We start from the raw sequence: 14656 nt of genomic DNA, 5'->3' as shown, positions 1-14656 counted from the left end.
GCTATTGTGTCATATAAAGGTTAATTTTGCCAAAGAATAAATATTTTTATGGTACTTTTAAGCACACCCGTAGATTATCTGCCAATTGCCATCATGTTTATTGTAGCAATGGGATTTGTACTCACCACCATCTTTGTTACTCATTTGTTGGGTCCAAAAAGAAAATCAGAAATCAAACTCGACACATTTGAATGTGGTATTGAATCGAAAGACAATGCACGCTTGCCATTCTCCATCAAATATTTCTTAATAGCTATTTTATTTGTGTTGTTTGACATAGAGGTGATTTTTATGTACCCGTGGGCAGTAAGTTTTTTAAAATTAGGAATGGTAGGCTTTCTTGAAATGTTACTCTTTCTATCACTGTTGCTAGTTGGATTTATTTACATAATCCGCAAAGGCGCACTTAAATGGGAATAAAGAAATTGTTATGAGCGAAAAAAATTTAACCAATATAAACCAAAAGGTAGAACGTTTAGAAGGCTATGAAGGACCTGGATTTTTAGCTACCACATTAGATAAAGCCGTTGGTCTGGCACGCAAAAATTCGCTGTGGCCACTACCTTTTGCAACATCATGTTGTGGTATTGAGTTTATGGCTACCATGGCATCGCACTATGATCTGGCAAGATTTGGTTCAGAGCGTTTAAGTTTTTCTCCGCGCCAGGCAGATATGTTGATGGTAATGGGAACCATTGCAAAAAAAATGGGACCTGTATTACGACAGGTTTACGAACAAATGGCCGAACCCAAATGGGTGCTTTCTGTTGGCGCATGTGCAAGTTCCGGTGGAATATTTGACACCTACAGCGTTTTACAGGGTATTGACAGAATTATTCCTGTTGATGTTTATGTGCCGGGATGCCCACCACGCCCTGAACAAATTCTGGAAGGTGTAATGAAAATTCAGGAATTGGTGCACAACGAATCATTACGCAGAAGAAACTCTCCAGAATATGCAGAGCTTATGGCAAGTTACGGAATTAAATAGTGAATAATATTTGTACTGATGTTTAACACGATTGAACCAGAAGCATTACGCGAGCAACTTACAGCACAGTTTGCAGAAAAAATTTTATTAGTTGAAAAGCATTACGATGTTACAGTTGCCGAAGTATCACACGATGTGATAAAAAATGTAATTGTATTTTTTAAGGAGCAAGGTTTTCAGTTTTTGACTTCCTGCAATGGCCTACATCTTCCTGCTGCAGAAAAAAAATTCGGAATGATTTATCATCTGCACGATTTTAAACGCAACCTCCGTATCAGAATTAAAACATTTACCCATAACGATCCTCCACATTTTCCAACAATGACAGATATTTTTCCTGCCGCTAACTGGATGGAGCGTGAAGCTTATGATTTTTTTGGGTTTCGTTTTGATGGTCACCCAAACCTTCGCAGAATTTTAAACGAAGACAGTATGGAGGGATGGCCGTTACGTAAAGAATATCCGCTTGAAGACCAGGCACGATTTGATAAAGACGATAGGATGTTTGGAAGATAAACTAACAATTTAAAAATGAAAGAAGAAATCAAACAAGAGCTTATCGGCAGAGAATATACTACTCTAAATCTTGGTCCAACGCATCCTGCAACACATGGAATTTTTCAGAATGTGCTTAAAATGGATGGTGAAATAATTATTGAGTCAACACCAACTATCGGATATATTCATCGTGCATTTGAAAAACTCGCAGAGCGAAGACCTTATGGACAGGTTACAACCATTACCGATCGTTTGAACTATTGCTCCTCGCCTATCAACAATATGGGATGGCACATGACGGTAGAAAAACTGGCAGGGATAAAACTTCCAAAGCGTGTTGAATATTTACGTGTCATCATCATGGAGCTTGCACGTATTGCAGATCATATTATCTGCAACTCTGTTATTGGTGTTGACAGTGGCGCCATGACAGGTTTCTTATATGTCTTTCAGTTTCGTGAACATATATATGAAATTTACGAAGAAATTTGCGGAGCCAGAATAACAACAAACATTGGAAGAATTGGTGGATTAGAAAGAGATTTTTCACAGACTGCCTGGTTGAAAATTGAAAAGCTGTTGAAGGAGCTTCCAAGAGGATTAAAAGAGTTTGAAGACCTGTTGATACGTAACCGTATTTTTATGGATCGCACAATCAACTGCGGACCCATTTCGGCTGAAATGGCTTTAGCATACTCTTTCACCGGACCCAATCTTAGAGCTGCCGGAATAGATTATGATGTTCGTGTCATGAATCCATACTCATCATACGAAGAGTTTGATTTTATGATTCCCTTAGGAACTAATGGCGACACCTACGATCGTTTTATGGTTCGCGAGCAAGAGATGAAAGAAAGCATGAGCATTATAAAACAAGCCATGCAAAAATTAGATAAACTAGAAGATAAAACCTCCTTCAATGCCGAAGTGCCTGAATTTTATTTACCTCCTAAAAACGAAGTATATAATGAAATGGAAGCATTAATATGGCACTTTAAAATAATCATGGCAGAAACTGCTGTACCAAAAGGTGAAGTGTATCATTGTGTTGAAGGCGCAAACGGTGAATTAGGATATTATCTAATCAGTGATGGCGGTCGTACTCCATATCGTTTACATATCAGACGACCTTGTTTTATTTACTATCAGGCATATCCCGAAATGATAAAAGGAGCATATCTAAGTGATGCAATATTAACGATGAGTTCAATGAATGTAATTGCCGGAGAACTGGATGCTTAAATTTATGACGAACATGAGCACAAATAAAAACATACATTTTTCGGACGATGCAATGGCATTGGTTCAGAAAATAATTAACAGATATCCGGAAGGAAAACAAAAATCTGCATTACTGCCAATACTACACATTGCACAGGCAGAATTTGACGGATGGTTAAGTCCTGAAGTTATGGATTATGTAGCATCATTGTTGAAAATACAGCCTATAGAAGTCTATGAGGTGGCTACATTTTACTCTATGTTCAACATGAAGCCTGTAGGTAAGTGCCTGATTGAAGTTTGCAGAACAGGGCCATGCTGGCTGATGGGCGCAGAAGATGTTGTTCGTTACATTGAAAAAAAATTAGGTATCAAAGCAGGCGAAACAACTGCCGATGGTATGTTTACTTTAAAGACCGTTGAATGTTTGGCAAGTTGTGGTACAGCACCAATGATGCAAATCGGAGAAACCTATCACGAAAATCTGACTTTAGAAAAAGTGGATGATATTTTAAATGATCATAAGAACCGGGGCAACAGAAGAACGCACTGGGAAAAAGATAAAGTAAAACCCTGAAAGAAAAATTATGTCACGTAAATTACTTTTAGATAACTTAGACAAGCCGGGCATTCAGTCATTGGCCGGCTACAACAACAATGGCGGATATGAGGCTTTGCGCAAAGCATTACAAATGAAGCCTGAAGAAATAGTAAGTGAAGTACAAAAATCAGGATTGCGTGGACGAGGTGGTGCAGGTTTTCCTACAGGCATGAAGTGGAGTTTTATTGCCAAACCTGAAGGTGTGCCGCGTTATTTGGTTTGTAATGCCGATGAAAGTGAGCCCGGAACATTTAAAGACAGGTATTTGATGGAACACAAACCTCATATTTTAATTGAGGGGATGATTATTTCAAGCTTTGCCTTAGGCGCAAACACGTCTTACATCTATATCAGAGGTGAAATGATGTATGTCTTTCACATACTCCAAAAAGCTATTGACGAAGCTTATGAAGCAGGATTTCTTGGAAAAAATATTTTAGGAAGCGGTTTTAATCTTGACTTGCATGTACACTGTGGTGCAGGAGCCTATATCTGTGGTGAAGAAACAGCATTGATTGAATCACTAGAAGGAAAAAGAGGCAATCCAAGGATTAAACCACCATTTCCTGCAGTGAAAGGTTTGTGGGGATGTCCAACAGTTGTGAATAACGTAGAGACCATTGCCGCAGTAGTACCAATCATAAAAATAACCGGTGAAGAGTATGCAAAAATCGGTGTTGGAAAAAGCACTGGTACAAAATTAATATCAGCATCAGGGCACATTAATAAACCGGGTGTGTATGAAATTGAATTGGGTGTTTCTGTTGAAGAATTTATATACAGCGATACCTATTGTGGTGGAATAAAAAACGGAAAACAACTGAAAGCCGTAGTTGCAGGGGGCTCTTCTGTTCCGGTATTACCTGCACACCTGATATTAAAAACTGCTGCCGGTGAACCAAGGCTGATGACTTATGAAAGTCTTGCAGATGGAGGATTTGCAACAGGTACAATGCTTGGTTCAGGTGGATTTATTGTGATGGACGAAGATACAAGTGTTGTGAAAAACCTATGGACCTTTGCCCATTTCTATCATCACGAAAGTTGCGGACAATGTTCGCCATGCCGTGAAGGAACAGGATGGATGTATAGAATATTAAATAAAATTCTCAACGGCAAAGGTGAAATGAAAGACATTGATCTGTTGTGGAACATTCAAGGAAATATTGAAGGAAAAACAATTTGTCCATTAGGCGATGCAGCAGCATGGCCGGTTGCATCATCTATCAGACATTTCAGAAGTGAGTTTGAAGCATATATCAACAATCACGGAATGAAAGACGTGAAACATTATTACAGATTAAATAATTTACAAGAAGCATAATGCCAAAAGTTACCATAGATGGTCACACCATCGAAGTTCCTGAAGGAACAACCATACTGGAAGCAGCCCGAAAAATAGGTGGTGATATTGTGCCACCAACCATGTGCTATTATTCCAAATTGAAAACGTCAGGTGGCTATTGCCGCACCTGTTTGGTTAAAGTAAGTAAAGGCTCTGAAAAAGATCCTCGGCCAATGCCAAAACCTGTTGCTTCGTGCAGACAAACAGTGATGGACGGTATGGAAGTACAAAACATTACCTCACCTGAAATTTTAGATGCACGTGCCGGAGTAGTAGAATTTTTATTGATAAACCATCCGCTCGACTGCCCAGTTTGTGATCAGGCAGGCGAATGTAATCTTCAGGATTTGAGCTACGAGCATGGCAGTGAAGCTTCAAGACTTGATTACAGAAAAAGAACTTTCCCAATGATTGATATTGGCGATAAAATAAAACTGCACATGAACCGATGTATCATGTGCTATCGCTGTGTGAAAGTTGCCGAGCAACTTTGTCCGGAAAGAGTACACGGTGTCTTAAACAGAGGATGGGATTCTGAAATATCAACCTATATTGAACAAGCCGTTGACAATGAGTGGAGCGGAAATATGATTGATGTTTGTCCTGTTGGCGCATTGACGGATAAAACATTCCGATTTAAAAGTCGTGTTTGGTTTACCAAACCCGTAGATGCACACCGCAATTGTACAACCTGCAGTGGCAAAGTAGTTTTGTGGTATCAGGGAGAAGAAGTGCTTCGTGTTACAGGAAGAAAAGATCAATGGGGAGAAGTGGATGAATTTATTTGTAATGAATGCAGGTTCGATAAGAAAAAAACAAGTGACTGGGTTATTGAAGGGCCACGACACATTGACCGTCATTCGGTAATCTCACAAAATCATTACGAAGAATTAAAAAAACTCAAACAAGATTTGTCGCGTCAGAAAAAATTAGGAGAAAAAGCACATAATTAAATTTTAGAAATGGAAGTTTCGGTATTAATATTCAAAACAGTTTTTGTAATTGCTGTCTTTCTGGTTTCATTGCTGATAGCCATGTATTCGACCTATGCAGAAAGAAAGGTGGCAGCATTTTTACAAGACAGAGTCGGTCCTAACCGTGCAGGGCCATTCGGTATTCTTCAGCCATTAGCTGATGGTGTAAAAATGTTTATGAAAGAAGAAATTATTCCATCACATGCCGATAAAGCATTATTTGTTTTAGGCCCAAGCCTGATGATGTTAACAGCTTGTATGACAGGTGTTGTTATTCCATGGGGCGATACTTTAATCATTAATGGAAAAGAATACTTTATGCACATTACCGATGTAAACATTGGTGTGCTTTATATTTTCGGTGTGGTTTCAATTGGTGTTTACGGTATTATGATTGGCGGATGGGCATCAAATAATAAGTACTCTTTACTTGGGTCTGTTCGTGCCTCTTCACAAATGATCAGTTATGAACTTGCAATGGGAATGTCAATCATAGCATTGATAATGGTTACAGGCACACTAAGTGTTCGCGAAATTGTTGTACAGCAACAAGGCTTTCACTGGAATGTATTTTATCAGCCATTAGGGTTTCTGATTTTTCTTGTTTGCGCTTTTGCCGAATGTAACAGAACACCGTTTGATTTGCCCGAGTGCGAAACAGAGTTGGTTGGCGGCTATCACACAGAATATTCTTCGATGAAACTTGGTTTCTATTTGTTTGCCGAGTATATCAATATGTTTATTTCATCTGCTGTAATTTCTGCACTTTATTTTGGCGGATTCAACATGCCATTTATCAGTGAACTCGGTTTGTCACATAATGCTTTGACCTTGTTAGGTGTGTTATTCTATTTTATAAAAATCTTCTTCTTTATCTTTTTCTTTATGTGGGTTCGGTGGACAATACCCCGTTTCCGATACGATCAGTTGATGAACCTTGGTTGGAAAATGCTCATACCATTATCTATACTGAATGTTCTGCTGACCGGAGTGTTCTTGTTATGGAAAAACGGATTGTTTCATTTTTAAAAAAACAAAATGAAAGGTGACGAAAGAATTGTTAATAGTAGGTGGACCAAACGGAAGCGGAAAGACAACCTTTTCGAAATCGTTTTTAGATGAATATAATTATGAGTTTTTAAATGCAGATGAAATTGCTAGTGAATTATCAGAAGATGGTAACCAGGCAGGAAATATTTCTGCAGGAAAAGAATACTTTAAACGAATTGAAAAATTAAAAACAAAAAACAAAAACATAATTCTGGAATCAACTTTATCAGGAATGTTTCTAATTAAGCTGATTAAAGAATTTAAGAAGAAAGAGTATAATGTAAAAATTATTTTTGTCGTTTTAAATGCACCGGAACAATGTATAGAAAGAATAAAACACAGAGTAGTAACTGGAGGGCACTTTGTTCCTGATGATGATGTGAGACGAAGATTTATAAGGGGGAAAAATAATTTCTGGAACATTTATAAAAGTATGGTTGAAGATTGGAAGTTGTTTAATAATACGGAAACAGGGTTTGAGCTAATAGCAGCAGGAGAAAAGAATAAATTTGATATTGTAAATCAGTCATTGTTTGATTTTTTCATAAAAGATATAAAAAAATGAAAAGCATTAAGTTTAAAAAATACAAGAACACCAACCTATTTAAAGAAGCATTGGAGTTTGCCGCCATTGGTAATAGAGGGGTACAACTGGCAATGATTGATTCTCAAAAAAGAAACATTCCAACCGTGTTCGGAATTATGGATATGGTCTTTTACAAACTACCTGACGGTACAATAACTACCAAATCACCATTCAAAAAGAGAAAAAAAATATAAGTACATTTGTAATTATTCGGATTTTATCATGTTAACCAATAGAAGTAAAGTAGTAGTCAATAAAGAAATGACATTTGCAGAGAAGATATACATTCCTGCTATTGTAGCAGGTCTGATGATTACTATCAAACATTTTTTCAAGAAAAAAGCAACCATTAATTTTCCGGAGCAACAAAAACCAATCAGTGAGGTTTGGCGTGGTCTGCATGTTTTAAAACGCGATGAGCAGGGAAGAGAAAACTGTACTGCCTGCGGACTGTGTGCAGTTGCCTGTCCTGCAGAAGCAATTACCATGACAGCTGCTGAACGTAAAAAAGGAGAAGAGCATTTATACAGAGAAGAAAAGTATGCTGCGGTTTATGAAATTAATATGCTACGTTGTATTTTTTGTGGATTGTGCGAAGAAGCCTGTCCTAAAGAAGCAATCTTTTTAACCAATCGCATGACACCATCGGACACTTTGCGCGATAGTTTTATTTATGGTAAAGACAAATTGGTTGAAGGTATTGCACCTGAAGAACGTGTAGATATAAGTTATAGAGCAAGAGCACATAGAAAAGAAGTGGAATGATGGGTTCTTTGAAAAAGTTTTTTTCCGGAATTATTGTCGCTTTAACACTTGCATTAATGTCGTGTGACAAAGATGTATGTCGGGATTGTTATTTGGTTCGTTCTATGTTGTGCACCTATACAGACACTACACTGGCGGCCTACATTATTCCGGGTGATACCGTTAAAACTGAGCAGCAGTGCGATAAGGAAAAAGATTTTAAAGAAGATAAATTCCAAGAAGATAAATACGAGTACGATTCTCCCAGTATGTTTTACCCCAACTACAATGTACATGTAGTTGTAACTGACTTATATCATTGCCCGGAAAAAACAAATTAATCATTAGCAAATAATCAATTAAAACAATAATTTCGCACCAATTTTTCATTCTATATTACTAACGTGAGCCAATACGCATTTTACATACTTTCAGCACTTTCGGTAATGAGTGCCTTGTTTACCGTATTTTCCAAAAAACCGGTTTATAGTGTATTGTATCTGATTTTCTTCTTCTTTACATTATTCGGTCATTATATTTTGCTGAATGCGCAATTTTTGGCTGCAGTACATTTAATAGTATATGCCGGTGCCATTATGGTTTTGTTTCTGTTTGTGATTATGATGCTTAATCTCAATAAAGAAATTGAACCCAATAAAAATATTGTTTCAAAATTTGCAGCCGTCATTTCCAGTGGTCTGTTGTTGATTGTAATAGTTAGTGTGCTCAAACATGCAGATGTTCAAGCAAGCAAACTGAATCAGCATACTGATATTGGTTTGGTAGAATCCATTGGACATGTACTTTACAACGAATATATGCTGCCATTTGAAATGGTTTCAATATTACTGCTCACTGCATTAATTGGTGCTGTGATGCTTGGAAAAAAAGAAGTTAAATAAAATGGAACCGGTTAATATAAATCACTACCTGCTGTTCTCTGCCATACTTTTTTGTATTGGTGTAGCAGGAGTATTGTTCAGACGCAATGCCATAATTATTTTTATGTGTATAGAACTTATGCTTAACTCTGTGAATCTGCTATTGGCAGCTTTCAGCAATCAGCATAACGATGCATCGGGTCAGGTGTTTGTGATTTTTATTATGGCCGTAGCCGCAGCTGAAGTTGCAATAGGGTTAGCTATTCTGGTTATGATTTATCGGAATGTTAAATCAACAGATATAGATGTTTTAAATAAACTTAAATGGTAGATGATGGACTTATTAATAGCTGCTATACCACTTGTTCCGCTTATAGGTTTTTTACTTAACGGCATAATCAATAAGAAAATGCCACAACCTCTTGTGGGCATTATTGCAAGTGGCTCTGTTCTTCTTTCTTTTTTAATTTCCTGCTATCTCTTTTTACAAATCAGCAATGGCACTTTTAAGGAAGTTTACAGTACCATGTTTTCCTGGATAAATGCTGGAAGTTTGAATTTAGGTATTTCATTTTTAGTTGACCGTCTTTCAGTAATCATGCTTTTGGTTGTTACCGGTGTAGGATTTCTGATTCACGTTTATTCTATTGGATATATGAAACATGATGAGGATTACTCCAGATTCATGTCATATCTGAATTTATTTATCTTTTTCATGCTGCTGCTTATTATGGGCAGCAACTATGTGGTAATGTTTGCAGGTTGGGAAGGTGTTGGACTTTGCTCTTATTTGTTGATAGGTTTCTGGTTTAAAAACAACGATTACAATAAAGCTGCAAACAAAGCATTCATCATGAACCGAATTGGTGATTTAGGATTTTTAATCGGTCTGTTCCTGATGTATCAAACTTTTTCATCATTAGAATTTAAAGATGTTTTTGCTGCTGCCGGCAACTATCCTTCCGGTGATGTTACCCTTACTGCAATTGCATTATTCCTGTTTATTGGTGCAGTAGGAAAAAGCGCACAAATACCACTCTATACCTGGCTGCCCGATGCTATGGCAGGACCTACACCTGTATCAGCATTGATACACGCTGCTACCATGGTGACTGCCGGTATTTATATGATTATACGAAGCAATGTAATTTATACGCTTGCACCATTTGCCGGTGAAATTGTGGCTGTAATCGGATTGGTAACAGCATTGATGGCCGCATCAATTGGTCTTAAACAAAATGATATTAAAAAGGTTCTTGCCTACTCTACCGTAAGTCAGTTAGGCTATATGTTTGTTGCCTTAGGTGTGGGTGCTTACACAACAGCTCTGTTTCATGTTGTAACACATGCATTTTTTAAAGCATTACTTTTCTTATGTGCAGGTAGTGTTATTCATGCAATGAGTGGCGAACAGGACATCAGACGCATGGGAAGTTTGAAAAAATATTTACCGATTACACATTTTACTTTCCTGATGGGCGTTTTAGCAATCAGTGGTGTTCCACTGTTCAGCGGATTTTTCTCTAAAGACGAGATACTTGCTGTAACCTGGACCTATTCGCCAGTGATGTTTACAGTATTAGCCATCACATCAGTACTAACTGCAACTTATATGTTTCGCTTATACTGGTTAACTTTTTACGGTGATTTTCGTGGCACACATCATCAGAAAGAACATTTACATGAGTCGCCTTCGAGCATGACTATTCCATTAATTATCCTTGCTGTATTCTCTGTTATTGGAGGTTATATTGGCATGCCTGAATACATCAATGAAAAATTAGGAACGCATCACGTATTTTCGCAGTTCCTTAATCCAATTATTTATTCCCCAAAGGAATTTATTTTATCGCATACATTTGAGTTTACTTTACTTATTGGCACCATCATCGGCTTGGCTGTAATTTATGTTATGACTAATAATATGTATGTCAGAGATAAAATGGTTCCTGAAGAAGATAGTCAAACCAAATCATTCCAAAAAGTGCTGGCTAATAAATATTATGTTGATGAATTGTACGACATGGTAATCAGAAGACCCTTGGAAGCGATTGGCGAATTGTTCTATAAAATATTTGACATTAGTATTATTGATGGAATCGTAAATTTTATTCCACGAGCCACAAACCTGACTTCTTCCGGGTTGAGATTATTACAAAACGGAAGTGTTGGATTTTATTTGGTGAGTATGGTCATAGGAATCATTCTGATTTTTGTATTTAAAATGCTGCTGTAGATGAATAATTTATTACTGATAATTTTATTTTTACCACTTGCCGGCATGGCATTGTCGCTGCTGCCTTCGCGTGAAGCAACAGGAAAAGCGGCATTTGTATTTTCGCTCATCAGTCTATTACTTTCAGTGTGCTTGTTTATTCAATTTGACCCAAATGGTGGAATGCAACAAGTAATGAATTATGCTTGGGTGCCGGACTTAGGAATAAATTTCAAAATAGGAGTTGATGGCATTTCGTTAATGATGATATTGCTGACTAACGTGCTTACATCATTGATTATTCTATCATCTTTTGGTCGAAGAATAGACAATCCTAAAGGTCTATATGCGCTCATTCAGTTGATGCAATTTGCATTGATTGGTGTATTTATTTCGCTCGATGCATTTTTATTTTACATTTTCTGGGAACTTGCACTATTACCGATTTATTTCATCTGCCTGCTGTGGGGTGGCAAAGACAGAATACGAATCACATTAAAATTTTTCATCTATACCATTAGCGGAAGTTTATTAATGCTGTTGGGGTTAATTTATCTTTATCTGCAAACTCCGGGAAGCCACACTTTCGACATACAGGCATTTTATGATTTAACACTTTCATCACAACAACAGTCATTAGTTTTCTGGTTGATTTTTGTAGCTTTTGCAATAAAGATTCCGGTATTTCCACTACACAGCTGGCAACCGGACACCTATACAGATGCACCAACGCAAGGCACCATGTTGCTTTCCGGTATTATGTTAAAAATGGGTCTATATGGTGTGCTTAGATGGTTACTACCTATTGTTCCGGGAGCATCTGCAGATAATGCTTTTATTGTAATGTTGCTTGGCATCATAGGTGTTGTTTATGCATCGTGTATTGCCATAGTTCAAAAGGATTTTAAACGGATGATTGCCTATGCATCCATTGCACACGTAGGCTTAATTACTGCCGGATTATTCACCTTAAAAGTTGAAGCTCTTGAAGGGGCCGTATTTCAAATGCTCAGTCACGGTATTAATGCTGTTGGTTTATTCTTTATTGCCGACATGCTGATGAGCAGGTTAAAAACTCATAACATGAATGAAATGGGTGGTATTGCCAATAATAATTCTCTGTTTGCAGTGCTGTTTATGATAGTATTATTGGGTACGGTAGCACTTCCGCTAACGAATGGTTTTGTTGGAGAGTTTCTGTTGCTTACAGGCATTTATCAGTTTAAATCGTGGATGGCAATATTTGGTGGATTGACCATCATACTCGGTGCTGTTTATATGTTCAGAAGCTATCAGGCTATCATGCTGGGAAGCCGTCATCTGAATGAAGGAGAGTTTCATCCAATGACATTAAGCGAAAAAACAGTTTTAGGAACAATAGCATTCTTGGTTATTTTATTAGGTGTGTATCCATCGTTTTTGATGAATGCGGCAGCGCCAAGTATAAAATCGCTTTTAATGATTATTAATGCAGGATAATGTTTAAAAATAAATTAATCGAATTGTGAATACCATCGTTACACTTTCAATAGTTGGCATTGCAGCCATGCTTTCAGAAGTTTTTAAACTGAAGCGCATTATGTACACGCTGGTAATTGCCGGTTTAGTTGTTGCATTGGGTTTTTCAATAAACGATTGGAATAATTATGGTTCGTATTTCAATCAGATGGTAATGGTTGACAGTTTTTCTGTAGTTTTTTCATCACTCATGATTGTTACCACATTGCTATGGATGCTCATGTCGCGCAATTACTTCAGCAGTGAGAGTAGCATGAGCGAACATTTTGCACTCATCGTTTTTGCACTGACCGGTGGCGTAATGATGACTTCTTTTTCCAATATGTCAATATTGTTTATTGGGTTGGAAATACTTTCGTTTGCACTTTATATAATGGCCGGCAGTGACAAAACCAATATTAAGAGTAACGAAGCTGCGATGAAATATTTTATCATGGGTTCGTTTGCAACAGGCTTCTTACTTTTTGGTATTACATTGGTTTATGGTGCAACATCTTCGTTCAACATTCAGGAAATTGCAAACTATACACAACAAAACAAAGATGCACTGCCTGCATTTTTTAAAGTTGGTGTGCTTATGATGTTGATTGGGTTATCCTTTAAAATTGCTGCAGCCCCTTTTCATTTCTGGACTCCAGATGTGTATGATGGTGCACCAACATTAGTGACAGCTTTTATGGCATCTGTTGTAAAGACTGCAGCCTTTGCTGTAATCTACAGATTGTTTGTTTCGTGCTTCATCTCTATTTATGATTTTTGGACTCCTGTATTTGCTGTTTTATCAGCCATCACAATGCTGGCAGGAAACATTACAGCGGTTTACCAAACAAGTCTGAAACGTATGCTTGCTTATTCGAGTGTTGCACATGCGGGCTATATGCTGATGGCATTGGCAGCACCCGGCATTGCTTCAAAAAATGCACTGTTGTTTTATCTGGCTGCCTATTCGCTTTCTGCATTAGGTGCTTTTAATCTTCTTTACTCTGTGCATAAAGTTACCGGAAACGAAGGTATTAAAGCCGTGAAAGGTTTGTTTTATAAACACCCCGTATCAGCAATCATGCTGACTATTTGTATGCTCAGTATGGCAGGTATTCCACCGGTGGCAGGATTTTTCGGAAAATATTACTTGTTTACAGCTGCACTAAAAGAAAACCTCTTGTGGCTGGTGCTCATTGCAGTGTTAAGCTCGCTTATTGGAATTTATTATTACTTTAAAGTTATCATTGCAGCCTTTCAACATCCCGAAACAGAAAATACAGGCTACTGCGAAAAACCATCTGACCTTGCCGTGTTGGGCATTTGCGCAGTGTTATCATTGTTGCTTGGTATTGCCCCACAATTAATTTCCGGATTGCTCTGATAATTTATTTTGCTTACAGAGCAACAGCTACCAAATAGTATTTATTTTTTCTTCCAATTATACTTGATACCATTAAGTAGAACTAAAGTTTGCTTTAATGTGTTGCCATCAATGCTAAAGAGTTTGACCTGTCAGAAGCGCAAAGGGGCGCGACATGATAGGTGAGGTAAGAATTATGATGATAGCTGCAAGCTATAAAAATAAAATGGCAACGAGCGGAAAAAACACTCGTGCCTACGAGAGTGGATATTACGCAGTGTAGTGTTTGTAAAACTGGAACCTTAGAATTACAGGCAACCTATATCAACATAGCACGGCAGGGTGTACAGTTAGTAAATGTAGCGCTGTTGCACAACAAAGGCTCTCCACAAAAGATACAAAAACCTGTTAAACAAATGCGATGACAACAACAAACATAATGACAGCATCTAAAATCCTAAGTATCTTGGGTAGGGGAAGTTGTGTGTTTAAGCAAACCCAATCATCCGCAAACATGCGAAATACTACAACCGGTAACTATAAAAAGCACTAAATCACAAAGAACCAAAGCTACAAAACCTCCTACACAAAAAATACCGGTGTCGCTGAACACCGAATAGCAAAAAGCCCTGAAGTGTTTTCTACTCTCAGGGCTTTTTTGCATTAGGGCTTTTTTCTATTCGGCATAAT

17 protein-coding genes are annotated in these 14656 nt (G+C 37.6%); all 17 read left to right on the top strand.

Annotation, left to right across the window (positions count from 1 at the left end; genetic code table 11):
* The first annotated feature begins 48 nt into the window (after positions 1–48).
* Positions 49–420, top strand: a complete 372-nt coding sequence (gene ndhC / locus V9G42_00695; protein MEI2757928.1) for an NADH-quinone oxidoreductase subunit A — start codon at positions 49–51, stop codon at positions 418–420.
* Positions 421–430: 10 nt separating this feature from the next.
* Positions 431–991 carry an NADH-quinone oxidoreductase subunit B gene (locus V9G42_00690; GenBank protein MEI2757927.1) on the top strand — a complete coding sequence of 187 codons (561 nt, stop codon included), beginning with the start codon at positions 431–433 and terminating at the stop codon, positions 989–991.
* Between the two features lie 18 nt (positions 992–1009).
* Positions 1010–1507, top strand: a complete 498-nt coding sequence (locus tag V9G42_00685; protein MEI2757926.1) for an NADH-quinone oxidoreductase subunit C — start codon at positions 1010–1012, stop codon at positions 1505–1507.
* A 15-nt stretch (positions 1508–1522) separates the two neighbouring features.
* Positions 1523–2731 (top strand): NADH-quinone oxidoreductase subunit D, encoded by a 1209-nt coding sequence (locus tag V9G42_00680; GenBank protein MEI2757925.1) that lies wholly within the window; start codon positions 1523–1525, stop codon positions 2729–2731.
* A gap of 13 nt (positions 2732–2744) precedes the next feature.
* Complete coding sequence (gene nuoE / locus V9G42_00675) at positions 2745–3287, top strand: NADH-quinone oxidoreductase subunit NuoE (GenBank protein ID MEI2757924.1); 543 nt, start codon at positions 2745–2747, stop codon at positions 3285–3287.
* A 10-nt stretch (positions 3288–3297) separates the two neighbouring features.
* Complete coding sequence (nuoF, locus tag V9G42_00670; GenBank protein ID MEI2757923.1) at positions 3298–4635, top strand: NADH-quinone oxidoreductase subunit NuoF; 1338 nt, start codon at positions 3298–3300, stop codon at positions 4633–4635.
* A complete protein-coding gene (locus tag V9G42_00665; GenBank protein MEI2757922.1) occupies positions 4635–5609 on the top strand; it encodes a 2Fe-2S iron-sulfur cluster-binding protein in 975 nt (324 codons plus the stop codon). The genes nuoF and V9G42_00665 overlap by 1 nt, the downstream gene beginning before the upstream one ends.
* Positions 5610–5618: 9 nt before the next feature.
* Positions 5619–6659, top strand: a complete 1041-nt coding sequence (nuoH, locus tag V9G42_00660; protein ID MEI2757921.1) for an NADH-quinone oxidoreductase subunit NuoH — start codon at positions 5619–5621, stop codon at positions 6657–6659.
* A 16-nt stretch (positions 6660–6675) separates the two neighbouring features.
* Positions 6676–7245 carry an AAA family ATPase gene (locus V9G42_00655; protein ID MEI2757920.1) on the top strand — a complete coding sequence of 190 codons (570 nt, stop codon included), beginning with the start codon at positions 6676–6678 and terminating at the stop codon, positions 7243–7245.
* A complete protein-coding gene (locus tag V9G42_00650) occupies positions 7242–7460 on the top strand; it encodes a hypothetical protein (GenBank protein ID MEI2757919.1) in 219 nt (72 codons plus the stop codon). Before V9G42_00655 ends, V9G42_00650 begins: the two co-directional genes overlap by 4 nt.
* Before the next feature lie 25 nt (positions 7461–7485).
* The gene (locus V9G42_00645; protein ID MEI2757918.1) at positions 7486–8031 is read left to right on the top strand and encodes an NADH-quinone oxidoreductase subunit I; all 546 of its coding nucleotides are present in this window, start codon (positions 7486–7488) and stop codon (positions 8029–8031) included.
* 56 nt (positions 8032–8087) lie between these two features.
* Positions 8088–8351 (top strand): hypothetical protein, encoded by a 264-nt coding sequence (locus V9G42_00640; GenBank protein MEI2757917.1) that lies wholly within the window; start codon positions 8088–8090, stop codon positions 8349–8351.
* A 63-nt stretch (positions 8352–8414) separates the two neighbouring features.
* Positions 8415–8912 (top strand): NADH-quinone oxidoreductase subunit J, encoded by a 498-nt coding sequence (locus tag V9G42_00635; protein MEI2757916.1) that lies wholly within the window; start codon positions 8415–8417, stop codon positions 8910–8912.
* Position 8913: 1 nt separating this feature from the next.
* Positions 8914–9222, top strand: coding sequence for an NADH-quinone oxidoreductase subunit NuoK (gene nuoK, locus V9G42_00630; GenBank protein MEI2757915.1), 309 nt, complete (start codon positions 8914–8916; stop codon positions 9220–9222).
* A gap of 3 nt (positions 9223–9225) precedes the next feature.
* Positions 9226–11127 (top strand): NADH-quinone oxidoreductase subunit L, encoded by a 1902-nt coding sequence (gene nuoL, locus V9G42_00625; GenBank protein MEI2757914.1) that lies wholly within the window; start codon positions 9226–9228, stop codon positions 11125–11127.
* Positions 11128–12585, top strand: a complete 1458-nt coding sequence (locus tag V9G42_00620; GenBank protein ID MEI2757913.1) for an NADH-quinone oxidoreductase subunit M — start codon at positions 11128–11130, stop codon at positions 12583–12585.
* Between the two features lie 25 nt (positions 12586–12610).
* Positions 12611–13987 (top strand): NADH-quinone oxidoreductase subunit N, encoded by a 1377-nt coding sequence (locus V9G42_00615; protein MEI2757912.1) that lies wholly within the window; start codon positions 12611–12613, stop codon positions 13985–13987.
* The last annotated feature ends 669 nt before the right edge of the window (positions 13988–14656 follow it).

Source organism: Bacteroidia bacterium (assembly GCA_037045145.1).
Taxonomy (GTDB): Bacteria; Bacteroidota; Bacteroidia; order AKYH767-A; family OLB10; genus OLB10.
The sequence above is the reverse complement of the archived record's forward strand: the minus strand, read 5'-3'. Positions and strand labels throughout refer to the sequence as shown.